Annotated in this window: 25 protein-coding genes and 1 tRNA gene; 16 read left to right on the top strand and 10 right to left on the bottom strand. The window is 54.8% G+C overall.

What is annotated here, in order from left to right:
• Positions 1-2 precede the first annotated feature (2 nt).
• From FBF27_01960 to FBF27_01935, 6 genes are all read right to left on the bottom strand, one after another.
• A complete protein-coding gene (locus tag FBF27_01960) occupies positions 3-1,529 on the bottom strand; it encodes a F0F1 ATP synthase subunit alpha (GenBank protein ID QJU09179.1) in 1,527 nt (508 codons plus the stop codon).
• Between the two features lie 8 nt (positions 1,530-1,537).
• Positions 1,538-2,074, bottom strand: coding sequence for a F0F1 ATP synthase subunit delta (locus FBF27_01955; protein ID QJU09178.1), 537 nt, complete (start codon positions 2,072-2,074; stop codon positions 1,538-1,540).
• Positions 2,075-2,076: 2 nt separating this feature from the next.
• Positions 2,077-2,625 carry a F0F1 ATP synthase subunit B gene (gene atpF, locus FBF27_01950; GenBank protein QJU09177.1) on the bottom strand — a complete coding sequence of 183 codons (549 nt, stop codon included), beginning with the start codon at positions 2,623-2,625 and terminating at the stop codon, positions 2,077-2,079.
• A gap of 15 nt (positions 2,626-2,640) precedes the next feature.
• A complete protein-coding gene (locus FBF27_01945; GenBank protein ID QJU09176.1) occupies positions 2,641-2,853 on the bottom strand; it encodes an ATP synthase F0 subunit C in 213 nt (70 codons plus the stop codon).
• Between the two features lie 32 nt (positions 2,854-2,885).
• Positions 2,886-3,653, bottom strand: coding sequence for a F0F1 ATP synthase subunit A (locus tag FBF27_01940; protein QJU09649.1), 768 nt, complete (start codon positions 3,651-3,653; stop codon positions 2,886-2,888).
• Positions 3,654-3,715: 62 nt separating this feature from the next.
• On the bottom strand, positions 3,716-3,988 hold the full coding sequence (locus FBF27_01935; GenBank protein ID QJU09175.1) for an AtpZ/AtpI family protein: 273 nt from the start codon (positions 3,986-3,988) through the stop codon (positions 3,716-3,718).
• Positions 3,989-4,027: 39 nt separating this feature from the next.
• Between FBF27_01935 and FBF27_01930 the strand changes: the two genes are divergently transcribed.
• Together FBF27_01930 and FBF27_01925 are read left to right on the top strand one after the other, a co-directional pair.
• On the top strand, positions 4,028-4,264 hold the full coding sequence (locus FBF27_01930; GenBank protein ID QJU09174.1) for a hypothetical protein: 237 nt from the start codon (positions 4,028-4,030) through the stop codon (positions 4,262-4,264).
• Between the two features lie 63 nt (positions 4,265-4,327).
• On the top strand, positions 4,328-4,615 hold the full coding sequence (locus FBF27_01925) for an NrdH-redoxin (GenBank protein ID QJU09173.1): 288 nt from the start codon (positions 4,328-4,330) through the stop codon (positions 4,613-4,615).
• Positions 4,616-4,688: 73 nt separating this feature from the next.
• On the opposite strand, the gene FBF27_01920 is transcribed toward FBF27_01925, so the two are convergent.
• On the bottom strand, positions 4,689-6,965 hold the full coding sequence (locus FBF27_01920; GenBank protein QJU09172.1) for an ABC-F family ATP-binding cassette domain-containing protein: 2,277 nt from the start codon (positions 6,963-6,965) through the stop codon (positions 4,689-4,691).
• On the opposite strand from FBF27_01920, the gene FBF27_01915 reads away from it, so the two are divergent.
• The 4 genes from FBF27_01915 to smpB all read left to right on the top strand — a co-directional run bounded on the left by FBF27_01915 (position 6,931) and on the right by smpB (position 9,112).
• Complete coding sequence (locus tag FBF27_01915) at positions 6,931-7,236, top strand: hypothetical protein (protein ID QJU09171.1); 306 nt, start codon at positions 6,931-6,933, stop codon at positions 7,234-7,236. The genes FBF27_01920 and FBF27_01915 overlap by 35 nt on opposite strands.
• 131 nt (positions 7,237-7,367) lie before the next feature.
• On the top strand, positions 7,368-7,937 hold the full coding sequence (locus FBF27_01910) for a hypothetical protein (protein QJU09170.1): 570 nt from the start codon (positions 7,368-7,370) through the stop codon (positions 7,935-7,937).
• 36 nt (positions 7,938-7,973) lie between these two features.
• Complete coding sequence (locus FBF27_01905) at positions 7,974-8,558, top strand: hypothetical protein (GenBank protein ID QJU09169.1); 585 nt, start codon at positions 7,974-7,976, stop codon at positions 8,556-8,558.
• A 74-nt stretch (positions 8,559-8,632) separates the two neighbouring features.
• Positions 8,633-9,112 carry an SsrA-binding protein SmpB gene (gene smpB / locus FBF27_01900; GenBank protein QJU09168.1) on the top strand — a complete coding sequence of 160 codons (480 nt, stop codon included), beginning with the start codon at positions 8,633-8,635 and terminating at the stop codon, positions 9,110-9,112.
• Here the strand turns inward: smpB and FBF27_01895 are convergent.
• The gene (locus tag FBF27_01895) at positions 9,060-10,382 is read right to left on the bottom strand and encodes a glycosyltransferase family 4 protein (protein QJU09167.1); all 1,323 of its coding nucleotides are present in this window, start codon (positions 10,380-10,382) and stop codon (positions 9,060-9,062) included. The two genes, smpB and FBF27_01895, sit on opposite strands and share 53 nt — an antisense overlap.
• A 44-nt stretch (positions 10,383-10,426) precedes the next feature.
• On the opposite strand from FBF27_01895, the gene FBF27_01890 reads away from it, so the two are divergent.
• The 7 genes from FBF27_01890 to FBF27_01860 are packed head-to-tail and all read left to right on the top strand — an operon-like array spanning position 10,427 to position 16,337.
• Positions 10,427-11,680 (top strand): glycosyltransferase family 4 protein, encoded by a 1,254-nt coding sequence (locus FBF27_01890; protein ID QJU09166.1) that lies wholly within the window; start codon positions 10,427-10,429, stop codon positions 11,678-11,680.
• A 7-nt stretch (positions 11,681-11,687) separates the two neighbouring features.
• Positions 11,688-12,488, top strand: coding sequence for an exodeoxyribonuclease III (xth, locus tag FBF27_01885; GenBank protein QJU09165.1), 801 nt, complete (start codon positions 11,688-11,690; stop codon positions 12,486-12,488).
• Entirely contained in the window at positions 12,485-13,366 is an 882-nt protein-coding gene (locus tag FBF27_01880) for a D-alanyl-D-alanine carboxypeptidase family protein (GenBank protein QJU09164.1), read from the top strand. The genes xth and FBF27_01880 overlap by 4 nt, the downstream gene beginning before the upstream one ends.
• On the top strand, positions 13,367-14,185 hold the full coding sequence (locus tag FBF27_01875) for a D-alanyl-D-alanine carboxypeptidase family protein (protein ID QJU09163.1): 819 nt from the start codon (positions 13,367-13,369) through the stop codon (positions 14,183-14,185).
• A 12-nt stretch (positions 14,186-14,197) separates the two neighbouring features.
• Positions 14,198-14,815 (top strand): NUDIX domain-containing protein, encoded by a 618-nt coding sequence (locus tag FBF27_01870; protein ID QJU09162.1) that lies wholly within the window; start codon positions 14,198-14,200, stop codon positions 14,813-14,815.
• Between the two features lie 36 nt (positions 14,816-14,851).
• Positions 14,852-15,586 (top strand): HAD-IB family hydrolase, encoded by a 735-nt coding sequence (locus tag FBF27_01865; GenBank protein QJU09161.1) that lies wholly within the window; start codon positions 14,852-14,854, stop codon positions 15,584-15,586.
• Positions 15,552-16,337 carry a hypothetical protein gene (locus FBF27_01860; GenBank protein QJU09160.1) on the top strand — a complete coding sequence of 262 codons (786 nt, stop codon included), beginning with the start codon at positions 15,552-15,554 and terminating at the stop codon, positions 16,335-16,337. The genes FBF27_01865 and FBF27_01860 overlap by 35 nt, the downstream gene beginning before the upstream one ends.
• A gap of 54 nt (positions 16,338-16,391) precedes the next feature.
• Here FBF27_01860 and FBF27_01855 read toward each other — a convergent pair.
• A tRNA-Leu gene (locus tag FBF27_01855) sits at positions 16,392-16,478 on the bottom strand.
• A gap of 110 nt (positions 16,479-16,588) precedes the next feature.
• On the opposite strand from FBF27_01855, the gene FBF27_01850 reads away from it, so the two are divergent.
• On the top strand, positions 16,589-18,016 hold the full coding sequence (locus tag FBF27_01850; protein ID QJU09159.1) for a sortase: 1,428 nt from the start codon (positions 16,589-16,591) through the stop codon (positions 18,014-18,016).
• 25 nt (positions 18,017-18,041) lie between these two features.
• Here FBF27_01850 and FBF27_01845 read toward each other — a convergent pair whose 3' ends face one another.
• Positions 18,042-19,529 carry a PEGA domain-containing protein gene (locus tag FBF27_01845; protein ID QJU09158.1) on the bottom strand — a complete coding sequence of 496 codons (1,488 nt, stop codon included), beginning with the start codon at positions 19,527-19,529 and terminating at the stop codon, positions 18,042-18,044.
• Positions 19,530-19,617: 88 nt separating this feature from the next.
• Between FBF27_01845 and FBF27_01840 the strand changes: the two genes are divergently transcribed.
• Together FBF27_01840 and FBF27_01835 are read left to right on the top strand one after the other, a co-directional pair.
• A complete protein-coding gene (locus FBF27_01840) occupies positions 19,618-20,562 on the top strand; it encodes a DUF4367 domain-containing protein (GenBank protein QJU09157.1) in 945 nt (314 codons plus the stop codon).
• A 61-nt stretch (positions 20,563-20,623) separates the two neighbouring features.
• Complete coding sequence (locus FBF27_01835) at positions 20,624-22,069, top strand: glutamate--tRNA ligase (GenBank protein QJU09156.1); 1,446 nt, start codon at positions 20,624-20,626, stop codon at positions 22,067-22,069.
• Positions 22,070-22,071 lie beyond the last annotated feature (2 nt).

Raw genomic sequence — 22,071 nt, 5'->3', positions numbered from 1 at the left:
GATTACTCCTCAAAGCCTTTCGCCGCCACTTGGGTTGCCTCGTCAATGACTTTCAGTTGCTCGTCAGTTGGCTTGGCACCCTTGTTTAGCTCGCGCATGGCGTCTTTACTATTTTTCCAAAGCTGCGTCAACAGAGCGGCCTGCGCTTCCTTGATCTTAGCAACCGGCACATCATCAAAGGCGCCGCTAGTCACCGCATGAATACTGACAAATTGCTCCCAGACACTCATCGGCTGATACTGCGGCTGCTTGAGCAGTTCAGTCAGGCGTTGACCGCGGTCAATTTGCGCCTTAGTCGCATCATCCAAATCGGAGCCAAATTGCGCAAACGACGCCAATTCACGGAACTGGCTCAAGCCCAACTTCAGGTTACCGCCAACCGACTTAACCGCCTTGGTCTGGGCGGCACCACCAACGCGTGAGACCGACAGACCAGCGGAGATAGCTGGGCGAATACCCTGGTAGAACAGATCGGTTTCTAGGAAAATCTGACCGTCGGTAATGGAAATCACGTTGGTTGGAATGTAGGCCGAGATGTCGCCAGCCTGCGTCTCGATGATCGGCAGGGCAGTCAGTGAACCAGCACCCAATTCGTCTGACAACTTGGCTGAACGCTCCAGCAGGCGAGAGTGTAGATAGAAGACGTCACCCGGGTAGGCCTCACGTCCCGGTGGGCGGCGCAGCAGTAGCGACATCTGGCGGTAGGCCACGGCGTGCTTGGTCAAATCATCATAAATCATCAGCGCATGGCCGCCGTTGTCGCGGAAATATTCACCCATGGCGGTACCAGCATATGGTGCCAAGTACAACAGGGAAGCTGCGTCCGACGGGCTGGTCGCCACCACGATGGTTTGTTCCATCACGCCTTCTTCTTTGAGGCGGTCAACCAACCGAGCAATCTTTGATAATTTCTGTCCAATCGCTACGTAGACGTTCACCACGCCGGTCTTTTGCCGTGCCTGGTTGATCATGGTGTCGATAGCAATCGCGGTCTTACCAGTCTGGCGGTCACCGATGATCAGCTCGCGCTGCCCGCGACCGATCGGGAACATGGCGTCAATTGACATGATACCGGTCATCAGCGGCTCGTGCACCGACTTACGACCCATCACGCCGATGGCTGGGCGCTCAATCAGCCCACGCTGTTTCGTCTTGATAGCTGGTCCGCCATCGAGCGGCCGACCGAGCGGGTCAACCACACGGCCGAGCAGCTCCTCGCCAACTGGTACATCCAGCACCGCACCCTTGCGGCGAACGCTGGCGCCAGCCTTGACTTTTTCTTCACCACCGAGGATCACCGCACCAATTTCATCTTCCATCAAGTTCAGCGCAAAGGCTTCCACCGTGCCGCCATCAGTCTCAATTTCTAGGACTTCGCTGTAGCCAGCTTTGCTGAGGCCGTGCACCCATGCCACGCCGTCACCAACGCGGATAACCACACCAGCGTCCTCTAACCCTTCCGTTGCCTCCAGCTGCGCGATTTTTTCCCGCAGGCTTTTGGCTAGTTCTGTCACATCAATCTTGCTCATTTTTCCTCCTAGATTTTCTTCGCCCGCAAGTCGTTTAGTTTCTTGGCAATTGTCGCGTCCATCACTTGGGTCGGCGTGGTAATCTTCACCCCGCCGATCAACTCGGAACGGATGATTTCGCGCAGGCGCACCTGAACGATGCGGTCGCTCGGGACTTCCGTATCAGGAAGTTCGACATGCTGAGTGGCACGGTCGCTACCATCTGTTTCGGGTACGCGGGCTTCGCTCCGGGCGTCCTTTCTGGACGCTCGGGCTGCAGAGCGACCCTCCACAGATGACAGCGACTCCATACCCGAGTCAGACGATAGTAGCTTTCTAATTGCACCCTTTGTCGCCTCGTCCAGCGATGTCGCACTCTCCACCGTCGCCACAACCGTCCCACGCTCAGCCAATTCCGCCTCAATATCCTGCACCAACAGATCAACCTCTCGCTCGCGCCGCTCGTGGACGATCAGTGCCGCCAGTTCATCAATCACCGCCGCGTCGCCCGCCAGCAGCCGCTCGGCCGCGTGTCGTGCCAACTTTCGCCGAAGCGTCCGCGCCATGACTAGGCAACCTCCTTGACCGCAGTCGCGATTAGCTTGGCGTCTGTCTTAGCATCAACTTTCTCGTGCAAAACCTTGCCAGTCGCCTCGGCCACCAATTCCAGCGTTTCATTGTGTAGCGCTTTCTTAGCCTGCTCAACTTCCTTAGCAATTTCCGCCTGTGCCGCGCTGACGATGGTCTCGGACTTGGCAGTCGCCTTAGCGGCGGCCTGCTCGACGACCAAGGCTGCTTCCTCGCGCGCTGCCGCCACGATATCACTGGCCTCCGCCCGAGCTTTTCGCATCAACTCGTTGGTCATTTTTTCGGCTTTATCAGCGTTATCACGCGCCGACTGCGCCGCCTTTTCGGCTGTGCGCATGTCTTTTTCGCGCTTGTCGAGCATCGCTGCCAGTGGCGGATACACCCACTTGCGGAGAATCACCAGCAAGATCAAGAACGCCGCCGTTTGTAACATCAGTAGCTTCCAGTCAATGCCCAGCGAACTGAACAGATCAGCCTTCTCGGCCGCGTGCGCTTCGGCACTCGCAAATTGTGTCAAAATTCTCTCCACAATTTACCTCTCAAATTACATAACTTTGCCGACGATAGCCGCCACGAAACCGATAATCGCCAGGGCGTCGATGAACGAAATACCGAGGATCATCATGGTGCGTAAATCGTTAATTTTCTCTGGGTTGCGGCCAGCCGCGTTCATCGCTGCCGCGCCGACGATACCAGCGCCGATCGCTGCCAGCGCAGCCGGGATGGCGTAGGTGAGTGCAAATGCTAATTCTTTCATATAATTTCTCCTTTATTTAATACTTTACTTTTCTAATCATTCGCCGCCGCGAGTTTCGTCGTATCAGCAGGTGAATGAGCATGATCAGTCGGCTCGTGTGTGTCGTGGTGAGCCAGCCCCAGCGAAATAAATACCGTTGACAGCATAAAGAAAATGTACGCCTGAATACCACCGATGAACAGCTCGAACAGATAAAATGGCTGGAGCGCCGCCGGGGAAATAAACTGCGTCAAAAAGGCAATCATAATCAGCAGCACCTCACCGGCCAACACGTTGCCAAACAAACGGAAACTCAGACCAAGCAGGCGCGAAAACTCCGCCACCAACTCCAAAATACCGACAAACGCCATGATCGGATCGCGCAATGGATTAACAAAGTAACGGCCCATATTACCCTTAAAACCAAGGTATTTGAAGGCATAAATTTGGGCAGCGACAATTGTCACAATAGCGAGGCCAAACGTCATATTCAGATCAGCCACACCGCCACGAAACAGCGGCGTACCATGACTACCCACAGTAATCGGCCCGACGATCGGTAGCAGCCCCAACCAATACTGCGCCACCACGAAAAAGAATATGGTGATGCACAGCGGCGCCACTCGACGCGCCCATGTCTGGTCCGGGATGACTTGGCAAACCGTATTGTACAGCCCATCAAATGTCCAATGTACCAGCCGCGTCGCAAAATTATGCTTTTTCTTGCCCAGCACTGCCGCCCGCGTCCGAAACATCAACCACACCAAAACGATCAGCCCCAGCGCGCCGAGCATGTGCGAATTAGTAATTGACACGCCCATAACATTCGCTACTTCATCAGCTTTGACTGAAATGTGCGGACCGGCACTGGCAAATCGTTGCATCATATGTTTTTACGCTCCTTTTTTCGTTTCACACGCCCCAGCTGCTTATTTACCAGTAGATACGCGCCCAAAAAACCAACTACCACGCCAGTAAACATCAGCCACGGCTTCAAACCAGACACACTATCCAGCCACACACCCAGCAGCGTACAGCCGATACTCGGCACAAACATCCGCCACGTTGTGTCGCCGATCGTCCCGAGAATAACCCGAGCCGCCGCCACTTCCGTCGCTGTCGTTACGCCATTCTCAATATCTGGTCTCTCAGCCATTACTCTGTCACTATAGCAACATGCTATACTCTTGACAAGATGCCACGCCGAAATTATCCTAAAAATCAACCAAAATCAGCCCGGGTATTAGTCAAGCCGATGTTAACAACTACTGATCGCGACACGTGCCGGCGTAAGCGCCGCTTCGCCACCGAGCAAATCGCCAGGCGAGCGGCTGATACGCAGGAGCTGATGTCACCAAAGCTGGAGTTAGACGTGTACTATTGTCGAGGGTGTGACGGCTGGCACTTAACGAGTCGGGCGTCCCGAGACTAGGGTGGCATTGCCGAGGCACCGATGCTTATGCTACAATAGAGAAAAGCCATAAGGAGGGAAGTTATGAGCGAAGATAACACGGCCAATCACCAAGACGCTAAAGTCACTGTCTATAGCACCAGCTGGTGCGCATTCTGCCACACCGAGATGGAGTGGTTGAAAAAACTCGGCATTGATTTTGTCGCCAAGGACATCGAGGCTGATCCAAGTGCCAAAGAAGAATTGCTCAGCAAGAACGGCGGCAATTTCCAGGGCGTACCAGTGACTGATGTTTGCGGCGAGGTCATCCTGGGATTCGACCGGCCGAAGCTTCAGGATGCGCTGAAGAAGAATGGTTTGATAAGCGAGTAAATATCACTGATTGACGCCAAAAAACCTGCTGCCTAGGAACTTACTGGCAGCAGGTTTTTCATTAGTACACCCTTTATGCTGCGCCGATTTGCACCACCTCACCGCCAATTGCTTGACGGAAATAATTGTCGTGGCTGACGTACAGGATAGCGCCAGAATATTTCGCCAGTGCCGTCTCTAACTCCTCAATGCTCGGCAGGTCAAGGTGGTTGGTCGGCTCATCTAAAATCAGCAGCTGCGGGTCATTCGCCAGCATAGCAATGATCTGAAAGCGAGCTTTCTGGCCACCCGACAGGCGCGCCAGTGGCATCATCCGATCCGCTTCAGTGAACAGATAATCGGCTAGTAATTGGCGAATTTTCGTATCAGAAATCGGCAGGTCATGGCTAAGATACAACTTCTCAATCGCTGCCTCCAACGGATCCGCCAAATACCGCTCATCAATCTCTTGCTCATACACGCCCACCCGCACCTGCAGATCAAGGAAGAGATTACCGGAGTAGAGGATAGGGGTGACGACTGCGCCACGCTCCTGCGCTGGAGTACTCTTTTCGCTTGTATCTCTACTGGAGATACTACGCGAGCGTTCGGCTGAAACGTCCGCTCCTCGCGAACGTTTCACAGCCTCCAGCGCAGGAGGTGTCGCTGTTGCTGGTGCATCTGGCGCGAGCGGTGTCTCAGATTTCTTCTGAGTGTATTCAAGCTGGCTCGTCAAACTCTTTTTCCGAAGGCTTTGCCTTTCCGGCGAGTGTGCGCCAAGAGCGCCAACTGAATCAGTTAGCGGCGCGCCGGCCTGAGGAAAAAGATGTTTGCGAGACGGGCGAGCCACATCACCGCTTGCCAACAGCATCCGAATCAGCGTCGTCTTACCAGCGCCATTACGGCCGCGCAGCTCCACCGCTTCACCCTCACGCAGATCAATATTCACGCCCTCAAACAATAGCCGCTCGCCAACCCCAACTGCCGCATCCTCAACTCGCACCAGCACATGCTGACTGCGACTGACCGCATCCTTCATCGATAGCCGAATATTGCGCGCCTTGAACTTACCGTAGCGCTCAGCTGACTTATAATCGAGCTGCCCAGCCGACTGCTTGTCAATCCAAAACGTAGGCTTGTCCATCTCTGATAATTCCGCTAGCTCGGCCCGCGCCTCATTCTCCAGCCGCTTGAACTTCTGGATGGTGCCGGGGTTGCGCGACTTTTCCTTTAGCCGCTGATAATCCAACACCTTTTGCCGAAGGTTAGTCATCCGCTTCTCAATCTGCTCAAAATTATTCATGCCCGCCGCCGTCGCCTGAGCATTCTGCTTGAGGTAAGCGTCATAATTACCGCGGTAGCTGACCGCTCGGCCGTCTTTGAGATCAATAATTCGATCCACCCGGCCCAGCACATCGCGGTCGTGCGTGATGATCAGCATGGCCTGGCGCGGCTGCGAACTCATCCAATCAATGAATTGCTGCTTGGCCACATAATCCATGTGGTTGGTCGGCTCGTCAATCAGCGCCAAATGCGCCCCCGAATGCATAATCTTCACAATCTCCACCAGCCGCTTCTGACCACCCGACAGGGAACCAAGCGGCCGCTCACTGCACCCGCTCAGCTGAAAATTATTGAGCTCCCGCTCGATCTTCTCCTCAATCTGGTAAAAGCCTTTCTGGTCAAATCGCTCCAGCGCCTGCGTATACTCCTCAATCTTACGCATATTATCGCCCATGGTTTCAGGATATTCATCGATAATTTTCTTTAAGCTCGCATATTCTGGCAGCCCCGCCAAGATGTAGCTCAGCACCGTCTGATCGCCCAAACCGTGATGCTCCTGTGCCGTACTGGCCACCGTGATGCCGCGCCGAAAAATTACCTCGCCGGTGTAGTCGGTGTCCGTACCCGCCAAGATGCCAAACAGCGTCGATTTGCCGACGCCATTGCGACCGACCACGCCAATTTTCTCGCCGTCGTCCACGCTAAACTTGACGTCGCGCATCAACGTCTTGTCGCCAAAACTCTTCTCGGTGATGTGAATGTCGGCTATCATGCTTGGGATATTGTAGCATATCACCCTTATGACCAGAGCCGGCTGGCTGTTTTTTGACGATAAGACCGCACCTGGCACAAACGCAGATATATGATATGCTACCATTATGGGTATACACGACAAACCGCCAACAAACACGGCAAAAACGCCGGAAGCGATAGAAACCATCATGAAAGGATATGAGTCGCGCCTCAATGGTATCTTTACTGAGGCCAATGCCGTACTAGATAATCCAGAAATGCATGAATCCCGAGAAGTTACGATAAACAATCTAAAGCGCATGACAGCTCTCATCCTGTACGCCAGACACCGCATCCCAACGGATGAAATTACCAAGAATATGAACGAGGCGATCGAGGGCTTCGTTTGTGATCGTGATGATGATGGCGAGCTAATTGAAGGTACGCTCAACAACACGATGCTGCAGCTGATTGTTGATATACATAAGGCCAAAGACAGGACGAATAGAAAGAATCGTGCTTGGAAAGATCAGTGGTCAAATGATATCAAACAACTAGGAATGGTAGCCGCCGTGCGAGTCAGCGCTCTGACGGATGAACCACCTTTGACGGTTGATGATCACTAAATATTCGGTAGACACGTGTACGCCAATTACATAATACCCGATGCTTTCAGCTACAAAGTGCAGCATACGGCATGCCTCGATACATACGTTGTTATTGCTTTTTAAATTATTTTATGTTATAGTTAAAAACTATGGAAACCATGAGTAAAAACCGCCCAGCACGCATGCAGGAGATCCCTCGTCTCACTGACGACATGGGGCAAACACACCCAACAATTAACGCCATACGAGATAAGTGTAAAGAGGTCGACAAGAGAGACGACCCTAATTACGTCTTGAGTTTTGCCGATAGTCTCAATGTTATTGGCTACGTTGCCAAAGTGGCAGCAACTGGCGACCGTGAGGCGGCACAAAACGCTCTTATAGAGTTCAATGTAGCTACCGGTAAATACAGCGAAGAGTTGTACAATGATATCCAAGATACGGCCACATCTGTATTTGCCTATATTGCTGTAGTTAGAGAACGACTCCCCAAAGAGAAACTGGACAGCAACCTTGAGTATCTACTAACAACACTGGATGACTACTCCAAGAAACTCGAATATAATGACAGCGTTATAAAACAATTTAAAGAATTTTCTGCGGTAGAAGCAGAAATGGAAAAACGCCGTAGTAAGCTAACGAGGTTACTCGCAGAAAGGACTAAGCTGTTAGCAAAAGTAAACGACGTTGAGGACGAATTAACTAAACTAGCAGGCTAGCGCTAATAATCAAATCGAATTTATTGGTATAAAAGTATGAATATAGAGACGGCACCACGAGCATCACAAGAGCCAACAGATAAAAGATACCCAGCCAGCGGCACTAACGTTGGCGCACCGTCTGAACACGAACTTGATATAGTTAATCCAAACGAAATTTACATAGTCAACGCCCCAGACAAACTTGATGTGATTAGGCAGCAAATTCTAAGCCCTCCAGACCCTGAGCAGGCAATGCTATGCCTCGTTTACGCAGAGATTGTCATTGAAGCTATCCAAAACATCCTCGAAAGTGAGCTAGCTGGACTACTAGACAATACAGAAGGAAAGAATCGCTTAGCGCGTCAAGTGTTGTTAAATGAAGCAGGACTTCCAGGCCCCCTTCCGCTTATTTTTACATCAGACAAGTCAGGGTTACTTCGCCAATTATATTACGAGTCTCTGGATCGTGTTGATAGCATATATCATGATGATGAATTAGATGTGTCACAAAAGCAAGCAGCCCTGGGAGAAATCGCAGACGTCATGAATAAGTTACAGAATAGTATGATGATTCTAGCAAAAGAGGAAATTGCAGCGCCAGAAGATCCCAATGAAAGACTTTTCTCGCCTCTAGATTAGATGTAACGGGACGCAGTCTAGACAGACCAATCATCTTCTAGCTAAGGCTCCAGCCTACATGCTACAATAATCACGTGACCAAGCCCACCAAGACCAAAAAGCCGTCCACTCAAGCCGTCGTGAATCGCCGAGCGCGATTTGACTATGAGTTGGGCGAGGAGATTGTGGCCGGGCTGGTACTGACGGGCATGGAGGTGCGCGCGGCCAGGGAAGGGCACGTGCAGCTAAAGGGGGCGTTTGTTAGCATGCGAAATGGTGAGTTGTGGCTAAATAACGCGAGTTTTTCGCTACGGCTGAACATTCGCGGCCAGGCCAACGCCCGCAGCATTGACACTTCGGCGCGGAAATTATTAGTCAGCAAGCGCCAGTTAGCGCGCTTTACCGAAGCAAAAAAGCAGGGCATGACTATTGTACCGACCAAATTATTAACCAACGACAAATTCATTAAAGTAGTCATCGCTCTGGCCAGAGGTAAAAAAATCTATGACAAGCGCGAAACCATCAAGCGTCGCGATCAAGATCGCGAGACGCGGCGGCAGCTTTCTGGGCGATAACCCGACGGTATAATTTCTCTAATTTGCGGACCTGGCGGCGCTCGGTGAACGTGGCCGCTAATTTTTTGCTCTCAGCGCCAAACTTTGTTCGGCGGGCCGGTGAACGGAGCAGCGTAATGATGGCATCTGCCATGCTCTTGGGCCGATTTTTCACGAATATACCGTTCACGCCGTCGCGCACCACTTCGGATACTTGCGTGTCAATGATGATAATTGGTTTACGAGCATGCGCCGCTTCGTGTAGTACCCAGCCTTGCGTATCCTTAAGTGACGGGAAGCAAAACACATCCAGCGCCTGATACGCTACGCCTAATTCCTCGCGCGGCAAGGCACCAGTAAAGATGATCCGATCAGCGTACTTACTCTCGGCTGCCATCTCCTCAAGCTTTTTGCGGTATTCAAAGTCGCCAACGAACAGCAATTTGGATTTGGGGCGAGCCTTGGCGACGTACTTGTCAAAGGCTTTGATCAAAATCGGTAAGTTTTTCTCTTCACCCAGCCGCCCAATGAAGCCAAACACTTCATCAGACGCCCTGAGGCCCCACTGCGCCCGAAAGGCCTTGAGCTGAGCCGCCGACGGTCGCGGCAGGGCATTGACACCATTTGGTAGCAATGTCAAATCATACAGATGATCATCGTCCTGCCAACCACTGAGCTGGGCGACGCTTTTGCGACTGAGGGCGATGACGGCATCAGCTTTACTGTAGAGAATGCTGATGGTGCGCTCGATGATGGCCTGATTCCATTTGGTGATACCACGCGGCCGGTATAGCTTGACCAGCTCAAATAAATCACGACCTCTGAGTTTAATCGACAGCGGCAACACCACGCCAGCCAGCGTCAAAATCCCCGGCAGTACCGCCGGATAATGCTCGGCAAATTCGTACATATCGGTGCAGTGCTGGATAACGAGGGGGGTCTGCTGCTTGTGCGCCGCACTGACGCCAACCAGCCCAATTTGCGACGGCGTAAAGATATGCACGATGTCGAGCTCCAGCTCTTTGATGCGGCGCTGCACCACCGGCGGGAAGAACACCGACGTATCGTAATCATCAAAAAACGCACCCTTGATCGACGGAAAGCGAACGATGTGCGAATCCGGATCTTCGTTAAGCAGCTCAGCCTGCTTGGCCGGATTTATCGACTTAGCGGGGCAGAACACGTAGACGTCGTGGCCCAGCGCCTCGAGCTCGCGCTTGAGCGATTCGACCACAAAAACGATGCCGTTAATCGACGGCCGATAGGTATCGGTAAATAAACCTACACGCATACAATTCCGCCATTATATCACAAGATGGTATAATAGGGTAAGTTATGAGGAGACAGCAGCGACTGCGGATCGCATTGGTGACTGACGATTTTTATCCGGCATCCGGCGGTATCGGACGGTCGATCCAGACGCAAATTAGCGAATTGGTTAGCTTGGGGCATGAGGTGACCCTGCTCGCGCCGCGGCATTTTTTGGAGCGACCAGTTGGCTGTAAAACCGTCGTTGTGCCTTCATTTTACGTCCCGGGCACGCCCTCGCACATGTGCGTTCTCAAGTGCGGCCGGCGTAGCGCCTGGCGTATCTGCCGCCAGCACCGCTTTGATATCATCCACAGCCAAACGGAGCGGGGCGGCCTGATGTTGGCAGCGCGCATCGCCAAAGAGCAGGGCATCCCTCACATTCACACCTTTCACGCCAATCTCGCCGGCACTCACACGTCGCAGCCATTCGGTGCGTTTTGGGGGTCGATGGCGTATCTATTTTTGATCAATCCAATGATTTCGATGATCGCCGATAAGCGACTCGACCAGCCAGTATTCTTTGCACCAAAAAGCCCCGACGCACCGGGGATCTTGGCACGATTTGACTGGCACACCATGGCGACCGTCGCCTCGCGCGTCGATGCCTTTACCGCACCGGCTGACTTTATGACCCAACGGATTAGCGACTGCGCATCGTGGCTGGACGAGCGCTCGCACATCGTACCGACCGGTGTCAATCCTAATCTCAGCCACGCCATCGCCCATACAGAACGCCGCCGCACCGACCGCACCATCCGCTTTTTGAGCGTCTGCCGCCTGGCGCCTGAAAAACGCGTCGATGCCATCATCCGCGCCTTTGTTCAAGCCAACCTACCAAACGCCGAGCTGCACATCATCGGTGACGGTAAGCAGCTCAAGCTCCGACTGCTCGCCGAAAAGCACCAGGGCATTATCTTTCACGGACATGTCTCGTGCGTCAAGCAGATGGCCGAGGCGTTCGTCAACGCCGACGTCTTTGTCCTGGCGTCGCACGGCTTTGATACCCAGGCCATGACCATCGGTGAAGCGGTGACTGCGGGACTGCCGATTATCTACTGCGACCCGCGATTGACCATCGGCACCACGAAGGATAACAGTATCCTAGCCCGCGACCCGTCAGTTGAGCAGCTGGCGGCGGCGATGCGTCAGATGGCCGACGATACACGGCGCCGTCAGATGGCCCGCGCTTCATCCCGCCTAGCATCTGAGCTTAGCCCGGAACATATGACCAACCAATATCTAACAATTTACCGCGACTTGATAGCGCGTACGGTATAATAGGCGTATGCGATTATTTTCCTGGAACGTCAATGGTATCCGCGCCGTCATTAACAAGGGCGAGTTTGCCCGCTTCCTGCAAACGTACGATCCAGACATTCTATGCCTGCAAGAAACCAAGGCCGCCCGCAACCAGGTAGAAATTGATTTGCCAGAGTACCACGAGCATTTCTATTCAGCCGCCAAAAAAGGCTATTCCGGTACGGCAATTTTCTCGAAAATCCGGCCGCTGCATTGGCGCGACGGGCTGCCGCCGGCCATCATCGAGCGGTTCAATCTGACCGGCGATCAGTATGGCAACCCGGCGGGCGAGGGGCGTATCATCACTGCCGAGTTCGACGATTTTTGGGTGGTGACCTGTTATACACCAAATTCGAAAGGGGATTTGAGCCGGCTGAAATTACGCCATGAACAGTGGGATCCGGCAGTGCTGGCCTATCTGGAGGAATTGGAGCTCGTCAAGCCGGTGCTATACTGCGGCGATATGAACGTGGCGCATCAAGAAATTGACCTGGCAAATCCAAAGCCTAATGTCGGCAAGCACGGCTTCACCGATGAGGAGCGGGAAGGTTTTCAGAATTATCTGGACGCTGGGTTTGTCGACACCTTCCGGGCGGCGTTTCCTGACAAGACCGGGGCGTACACCTGGTGGACACACTGGGCCAACGCCCGGGCGCGTAATGTCGGTTGGCGGATCGACTATTGGCTGGCATCGCGCGAAATCGCTGAGCGTGTCGCTAACCCACAGATTCACGCCGAACAAATGGGCAGCGACCACTGCCCGGTAAGCATTGAGGTTGAGGTATGAAAATCGCCAAACGCTCAGGGAAACGTAATCTGCTCATCGGCCTGGGTGCCGTGCTGATCATCGCCAGTAGCGCCGTAGTGACTTATTTCACCCTCCGTCATTTCAACCCACCGCACACCACCGCCCAGCAGCCAATTAGCAAAGAGCGGCCCGCGCCAGCACCCAAAGAAAAAACTCCCGACAGCCAGAAACCTCCAGCGCCAGCTGCGCCGGGCCTTGCTCTGCCAAACGCTACGCCGATCCCCGCCCGCATTGTCAACAACGCCGATGATGCTGATCTCTGGAAAATTGCTAACAAATCCCGGGCCTTCGCCAATCCTCGTTACCAACCCAGTGACCTCCACCTCGTCAGCGTGCCGACACTACCCGGCCGCGGCCAGGATGAGCGCTCACTCCGTGCCGTCCTCATGCCTGATCTCGAGAAATTAGTCGCCGCTGCCCGCGCCGCTGGCGTTACTCTCCGCGTTGGCTCAGGCTACCGCAGCTACGCCACCCAAGCCTCGCTCTTCGCCAGCTACGTCCGCCGGCACGGCGAGGCCGCAGCCAGCCGCTTTAGCTCACGCCCCGGCCACAGCGAACACCAATCAGGCCTAGCCGTCGACTTTGCCGGCGCCGACCAAACCTGTTGGGTAGATGATTGTTTCGAACGAACCGCCGCTGGCAAATGGCTAGCCGCCCACGCTCACGAATACGGTTTTATTCTGCGCTATCCGAAGGGCAAGGAAAAAATTACTGGCTATCAGTACGAGCCGTGGCATTTTCGCTATGTTGGGCGGGAACTAGCGGGCGCTCTGCATCAGTCGGGCTTGACGATGGAGGAGGCTTGGTCGTATATTGAAGAGGCAATGACCAAACTCAAACAGCGAGGAACACAATAAATGAAGCACGGGGTGGGACGCGCAGTCGTGGCCATGGTTTTGGCGGCCTGGACGACACTGACACTACTGATGATCAATGGCGGCACGCAGCTCGTCAACCAAACGTCGGCGTCAGTCGCTAATTCGCCGCTGTATAATTTTCAGCCAGTCACCATCCGTCTTGACCGGACCAATCGCGACTTGACCTTTCCGTCGTGGAAGTATTTACAAACCGGGAAAATCTGGTCTTATGTGTCAGGCAAGCAGGGCATCGACCCAGCCTTTGAGCCGCCGCTGACTGATATTACTGATGGTACGCCGAGCTGGATAGAGGATAAGCGCGTGCAGCCGATGGTTAAAGAGCCACTGGAGCAACTGCGTCAGGCTGCAACCAAAGCCAAGCTACCGGTCCTCGTCTCTAGCGCCTACCGCTCCGGCACCGCCCAAGCCAAAGTCCGCACTGAAACCACCGCCAAAAACGGCGCCGCCCACACTGACGAATATGTCGCCAAGCCTGGCCACAGTGAGCATCAGCTCGGCCTAGCGGTTGACTTAACCAGCTTTTCCGAGAAATGCAAGGCCCGCTTTAACGACTGCGCACTTGATCCAAAAACCGCCGGCTGGCTGGCCGCCCACGCCCACGAATACGGTTTTATTCTGCGCTATCCGAAGGGCAAGGAAAAAATCACCGGTATCGCTAACGAGACCTGGCACTTCCGCTACGTCGGAAAAGACCTGGCCAGCCTCATCCACGAATCAGGCCTAACCTTTGACGAAGTGTACCAAAACATGGTCAAATTACGCGACAATACATCAGTTGCCAAGTCATCTACCTCATGATATAGTAAGCTCATGGTAGAGCTCACCCCCCCGATCACTAAACTAGCTACCGAGGCGTCGCCTGGCACACGATGCCAAGAAGCGACCATTACCTTTCCTGTTAGGAGTAACGAAGTGCTACTCGGCATGAAAAAGCGTGGGCATGGCGTCAACTATCTCAATGGGTTTGGCGGTAAACTTCAGCCAGGAGAGACTCCACTCGACGCCACCGTCCGTGAGCTCAAAGAAGAATCCGGTCTCAAGGCAGACCCCAGTGCTATTGAACCAACCGGCATCTTGACCGTTATGGGAAGTGGCAAGCCGATGGTCATTTACTTGTCGCGCTGCCTCAGCTGGCAGGGGACGCCCGAGGAGACGGAGGAGATGCGACCAGCATGGTTTACTGTCGGCCATAAGCTCGCAAACGGAATATTCGTCAACCACTTGCCCCTAGAGACAATGTGGCCAAATGACAGGCTTTGGATCATCGCGGCCATCCTTGGACGCAAAGCTTGCTATGACCTCACTATAACCGACAGCCTAGCGACACTTCAGACTGCACGGCCTCACGCTGATGATCCATGGCAGCCTCATCAGCCTCGGCTACCAGAGAGCATACATCAAAACCTATCAATGCGGCGCGCCAGCTAAGTTGCCAAGAAACTAAAAATACGAGATAATCAAGCGATGAAGCAGCAGAAATTCGCAGTTTTTGATATCGACGGTACGCTCATTCGTGGCGGGCTGTACCGGCAGCTAGTGCTCGGGCTGATTGATGCTGGCGCCATCCCCGAAGTCCACGCGTCGATCATCCAGCAGAAATTACTCAGCTGGAAGCGGCGAGAGTCAAAAGACGCCTACGACGAGTACGAACTGAGTTTGGTCAATGCCATCTCTCGTTCGCTGGCTGACATCCCGACCGCGGTGTTTGACGAGGTGGCGAGTAGCATCGTCACGGAAGAGCTTGACCACGTTTACACCTACACGCGGCATCGCCTGCGCGAGCTAAAGCAGGCGGGCTATTTTCTGATCGCTATCTCTGGCTCACAGCAAGAATTAGTCGAGCCATTTGCTAAAAAATACGGCTTTGATGCCTGGGCGGCCCAAGCTTATGAACGACACGGCAACACATTTACCGGCACAATTACCGCCAAAACGTACACCAATAAAGACAAGATCCTCCAGGGAATTATTGATAAATACGGATTGACCCTGACTGGCAGTTATGCCTTTGGCGACAGCGAGGGCGACCGGCATATTCTGGCGATGGTTGAACATCCCGTCGTGTTTAATCCGACGGAAAAGCTGCTTGAAATTGCCAAAACCAACGGCTGGCCAATTGTCCTGGAGCGTAAAAGCGTAGTGTTTGAACTCGAGAAAGGCGAAGGTGGATACCTTTTGGCGCAGGCAGGAAAAATCTAAGCCGCTGTTTCCCGACGTTGAATGGAATCGGCCAGAGCGCCGCGACCAGGCCGGGCGGCTGGGGATCGTTGGCGGTAACAAGCTCGGCTTTGCGGCGGTGGCAACCAGCTACCAGGCAGCACGTGACGCCGGGGCAGGCGAAGTACGAGTCTTGCTACCCGACACACTGCGCCGCACCGTGCCAGCGGCGATGACCGACGTCCTGTTTGCACCGACCAATCCGTCCGGCGGCCTCAGTGGCGCGGCGGCAGGCGAATTGGCCGCACTCGGCGAGTGGGCTAATGTCATGCTGCTAATCGGTGACGCCGGCAAAAATAGCGAAACGGCTGCGCTGTACGAGCAATTTGTGCGCCAGTACCACCGGCCGGTCGTGCTGAGCCGCGACGCCATCGACCTGGTGCAAAACAGCTTTCCCGCCATCCTTGATAACCCCCACGTCGTCTTTGTCGCCTCATTTGCCCAGGTACAAAAACTGTTTCGCAGCGTCTACTATCCAAAAATCCTGACATTCAGCATGCAGCTGGCGCAGTTAGTAGAGGCGCTGCACAAATTCACCATCACCTATCCGGTTACATTAGTAGTTTTTCATGCCGATCAACTGGTCATCGCACGGGGCGGGGAAGTCATCACCCAATCCTGGGCCGAGCCGATGCAGCTGTGGCGCGGACAAACCGCCGCGCGCGCCGCCAGCTACCTCTTGTGGTCGCCGGAGGCACCATTGGCGGCAGTCGCCACGTCAATTACCAACTAAAAACTCCCGCCAAGAGCAGCGGGGGATAAAAGTTTGAGAACCCAAGGCGCTTTCTGGTACCGCGGGCCGGACTTGAACCGGCACGAGCGATTGCTCACCAGATTTTGAGTCTAGCGCGTCTACCAATTCCGCCACCGCGGCACGAGAGAACGCCCCAAGTCATCCGAGGGTAATTATACCACGGCCGCTACCACATCAGCAAGAGCCCGGATACTTTATCTTTCCGGCGTTTTCCCGTATAATAAGAGGTGATGAATCCACATGACGATCAGTTTGGCAGGCGAGTGGGGGCGCCAATCTCGAGTCAACCTCGTCCACTGACGCCACCACCACGTGATTATTCCGGCTCGCAAGCTGCCGCCGCCAATGTTATTCGTGATCAAATCAATGCTATTTACGGCGGTCGCGGCACCGAATCAACGCCACACACCACACCGGTGGTTCAACCGCGCCCTATAGAGCAGCCACATCCAGAACCGACCGAGCGCACCACTGTCACGCCGCCACCGCGCACGCCAATCCCACACGCCCTGAACACCGCGCCACCGGCAGCTCAACCGACCCAGCCGATTGCAGCGTCATCTCCCGCTCATCCCGCTCACATCCCCGAGTCACCTCAGCCCCAACCAGCGAACAAGTCAACGGACAAGCCCACCGTCGCGCCGCCGCAGTCAGCCGCCCCGGCCAAAACTTCCACTCATCAGCCGCAAATCACCGCCGATCAGTGGAAGCAGTATCACAGCTCGTGGCAAAAATACTACCAGATGTACTACGAGCGCTATTATGCCTCGCACCTCGACCAAAAGCAACAGGAATTTAACCGGCTGGTCCAGTCTGCTCGCGACGCTAACACCGCCGCCGCGCCGGCCATGACCGATATGTTGTCCTCCGCCCAAAGCCCCATCAAGCGCCTCCGTGCCCAGATCCAGCAGACCGTCCGCGACAAGGCCAAAAAAGTCACCAAGTCACGCCACTTCATCCCGGCACTCGCCGGCGTGTTGGTGCTACTGGCGTTCGTCTTTTTGCAGTACAACCGCGTTCTGTTTGGCATCGCCGCTGCCTACACCACCCCAGGCAATGTTGATCCACAAAACATCATCGTCAATCCAGCCAGCAACGCCGCTGTCGGCCCCGACCCACGGCTGATCATTCCTAAACTCAATGTTGATGTACCGGTCATTTATGGCGTCAACGCGGCCGACCATAACGCTCAAATGAAAGCAATGGAGAAGGGCGCTGCTCACTTCGCGATCGCTGGCGCTAACGCCGTGCCTGGCCAAGTTGGTAATGCCGTCTTCTCGGCACACTCTTCTAACGATGCCTTTGCGCCCGGCGACTATAAGTTTGTCTTTGCCCAAAACGAAAAGCTCGTCAAAGACGACATCATCTACATGCACTACCAGGGCAAGCGCTACACCTACGCCGTCACCAAGAAAGAAGTCGTCCTGCCAAATGAGGTCAGCCGCATCCAGATCCAGACCGACAAGCCGATACTCACCCTGATCAGCTGCGTACCGCTCGGCACCGCTGAAAAACGCCTCTTGGTCTTTGCCGAGCAAATCAGCCCCGACCCATCTGGCGCTACCAAATCAACCGAGCCAGTCAGCACTCAGTCGGCCGCCATCCCCGGCAAGCCATCGCCAACACTACTGGAGCGATTATTTGGCGCCAAGGAATAAAGCACAATAAGATTCAAATTAGCACTTAGCGCTTGATCGTCATGCGCAGCCGTGACATCGTTACCGTGCCGTTATCGGCTCGGCGGAAAGCATACAGCCAGTCGCCGTCGTGCGACAGTGACGCATCGAACCCTTCGCTGGCCTCCAGCATCGTCGATTGATTAGCGCCGTCGAACTCGCGCATCACCAGCTTGCCACCCTCGACGCTCCACACGTGATAATCATCCAGCCAATCAAGCGTCGTCCCCGTCGGCAGTGCCGTATCGTGCGACACCGATTGCCGCTCAATATCATAACTCATAAAGCCAGCCCCCGTTCGCATCAAGACAAACCGCCCGGTACCGCTCAGGTCAAGTTCAGCTAGTTGCTCGCCGACGGTGATCGACTTGACGCGGCTCAGTAGCTTTGACGCCGATGAGCTCGACCCGTCCAGCGCCGCGCCCATGTGCAGCGTCACCGCCGAGCCAACGCCGACCACCAGCACGTCTTTATTGTCATAGCGCGAGAACTTAATCATCAGTGGCGTTGCAGCCTCCGCCTCAGTCTGGCGCCGGACAACCACTGGCTCAGTCCAATCCTTGCGCCAAATGCCCGCCAGCTGCAGCTTGCTCGTACCATTCGTCCCGACGTAGGTGATATAATCCGTGCCATACACCGAGAATGACTGTACATGACTGATCAGCGGCGCAGAAATCGTCGCTGCGTTCAGGTCCGCTCGCCGCAGTTCACCGCTTGATTGTAGTACATACAGTTCATTGCCACTCTCACCGAGGAAGCGCACGTCTTTTAGCTCCAGCCCGATCACTTTCGCGATATCAACCACTGTCTTATTCTCGCGGTCAACTTTCAGCCACTGGACCTTCTCGCCTTGGCCTTCGACCACGTAGGTGTGTTTGAGAATGGCGTAGCGATTGCCCGAATCCCACTCAACAATCTTAAACGTGTGCGCCGTCGCCTGGCCGCCGTAACCCGCCACCACCGACGTATCCAGCGTTACCTCGTTAAACTTTGGCTTATCTGAATCACGCAAATCACCCCAGACGATCTTTGGTGCATCGGTCGCTTGCATCACGCCCAACATGAACCGCCAATTTGGCGAAAATCGCACTGAGGCGAGCGACGAAAATTCCTTGACCGAACTCACCACCCGCTCACTCGGCACCAGCCGCGCGTACGATAGCCAGGTCAGTGTCCCGGCTTTAACCTCGACGACTTTGCGCCACTCGTCATAGCCATCCAGCCGCATGGAAAATTGATGCTGCCCCTCGGGAAGCATGCCCTTGATATGTGTCTTGCCGAGCTCCATGCCATCGACGGACACCCGTGCACCTTGCGGCCGCGAATCATACTGCACCAGCGCCCGCTGCTCAACCGTCTGCGTCTTGAGATCCAGCTGATAGCCAAGCGTATGAAAAATCAAAATAAACGCCAGCGTACACACCGCCAGCACCATAACTGTGTAAATCAGTGTCCTGCGGGCGAGCTCTAAACTGCGTTTTTGCTTCCGATACATGATTAGAGATTATACCACATTTCGCCCCTTGCAAAAAGCATGTCCAGTTTGTACAATTAGGAGTAAGCATTAGGAATACGAGGGGTTCATGAACAAACAAATCATCCATAAAACCGTCCATAAAACTGCCGGCCAAAAATCAACGACGCTCAGTCGCCGTCACGTCGCCGCGCCATCGCACGCCAAGCGTCGCTTGGCCAGCCGCCCCGACATTACGCGCGACACCTCCGTTCCGATAAGTGTCCATGTCAATAAATTTGCGCCGAGCACGCCGAGCGTCCCGCCGCAACCAACTAAGCGCGACCGTCCCGCCGAACCGCACCCGGCCGTCGTGCGTGCTCAAGCCTGTGCTGCCCAACAGCCTCATCAGACCACCCGAACTGTAACTCGCCGCAGTCCAGCCACATCACACCATCACTCGACGCGTATTATCAAGCCAAACCATCTGCCGTCTAAGCAACACACTGCCACCCTCGCGCCCAAGCCGGCCGCCGTTCTCAAAAACGAGGCCATCACCGAAGCACTGCAGCGCGCCACTACTCCAGAAAAAGCGCCACGCCGCAGCAAAAAACCAAAGAACCGCATCGGTCGCTGGCTGCAAATCGCCTCTGTCGGCCTAGCCATCATGCTAATCGGCGGTTATTTCACCTACCTCGGTATGCCTAACATCTCCACCCGCATCGCCGCCATCCAATCTGGTGTCAACGCCAAATACCCCGGCTATCGACCGACCGGCTATGCCCTCAGCGGCCCAATTACCTTCAAGAGCGGGGAAGTCCGCATGAAATTTGCTTACGCTGACGGCGGCCAATCCTACACCATCACCCAGCAAAAAAGTTCGCTCAATTCCGCCGCCCTCAAAGAGACCCTGACCGCCGACGGCGGCGACGTCCAAACTACCACCGCCGGCGGTCTGACTATTTACAGCACCGACCGGACGGCCAGCTGGATCAATGGCGGCGTCCTCTACCAAATCACCCTCGGCGGGGCATTGTCAAGCGAGCAAGTCACCAAAATCGCCACTAGTTTATAATCAACGCCACACCGATGCCTCGGCGTTTACCAGCGCTGCGGCCTCATGCTATAATCACCCCATGACTACACGCACTCGTTTCGCACCCTCGCCAACAGGGTTTTTGCACGTTGGCGGCATTCGCACGGCATTATTTGCTTTTCTCGTCGCCCGGCAGGCCGGCGGCCAATTTATCCTGCGCCTCGAAGACACTGACAAGGTCCGCGAAGTTGCCGGCAGCCGCGAGCATCTCATCGCCAGCCTCAAGGCGCTGCACCTCGACTACGACGAAGGTCCGGACATCGGCGGGCCACACGGGCCGTACGTCCAAAGCCAGCGGCTCGAGCATTACCGCCAGTGGGCACAAACATTAATCGACGCCGGCCGCGCCTACGCTGATCCCTACACACCCGAGCAAATCCAGGTGTTTCGTGACGCCGCTCAGGCCGAGAAGCGCGCCTTTCGCTACCGCGACCATCGCCCCGATAATCCACCGGAGTGGGACGGCACCATGCCACTGCGCTTCAAGGCTGAGCCCAAAAGCTACATCTATCACGACGAGGTCATGGGCGACGTCACCACCAGTCCCGAGGTTGTTGACGACTTCATCCTCATCAAGTCCGACGGCTACCCGACCTACAATTTTGCCCACATCATCGACGACGCCGAGATGAACATCACTCACGTCATTCGCGGCCAGGAGTTCATCTCGAGCATGCCAAATTATCTGGCACTCTACGAAGCACTGGGCTTGCCGCGGCCTATATTCGCTCATCTGCCACACATCATGAACGAGCAGGGTAACAAGAAACTAGGCAAGCGCGACGGCGCCAAAGACGTGCTCGATTATATCCGTGATGGCTATCTGCCAGAGGCGCTGGATAGCTTTATCGCCACCATGGGCTGGAACGACGGCACCGAGCAAGAGACCTTTACTATGGATGAGCTAATTACCAAGTTCAGCCTCGACCGCGTGCAGCGCTCAGGCGCTCGCTTTGACGAAAAGCGGCTGCTGTGGACGAATGGGCAGTTTATCCGCTCGCTGACGCTGGATGACCTAGCTGGGCGAGTCAATGATTTTTGGCCGGACAGTGCCGCTGGGGCAGACGAGGGGTATCGCCGGCGCGTCCTAGCCCTGGCGCAAGACCGCCTAAAAACCCTGCGTGACCTCGGTGGATTTGGCTACTTTTTTGCGGAGCCCGAGATCAACCTGGAACTTATTGACGGCAACAAGCAGCTCAAGAAGTTATCTGAGAGCGAACGGCGCAGGCTGCTAGAGACTGCCCACCACGAGCTCGCTAACCTCACTGACTGGACGCCAGGGTTAGTCCAGACTCGGCTAAACGAACTACTGGAAATCACCGGCCAAAAGCCCGGTATTCTCTTTAGTCTCATCCGCATCGCCATCACCTGGGCACCGTTTAGCCCGCAGCTGAATGACACGCTGGCGCTGATTGGCCGCGAGCGCACGTTGGCGCGGCTTGGGCAGGGAATTGACGCGTTCTCGGTGGGCGTGAGTGTACCATAATG

The organism is Candidatus Saccharibacteria bacterium oral taxon 488, assembly GCA_013100805.1.
Lineage (GTDB): Bacteria > Patescibacteriota > Saccharimonadia > Saccharimonadales > Saccharimonadaceae > Nanosynbacter.
This window is presented reverse-complemented; position numbering and strand designations above follow the sequence as displayed.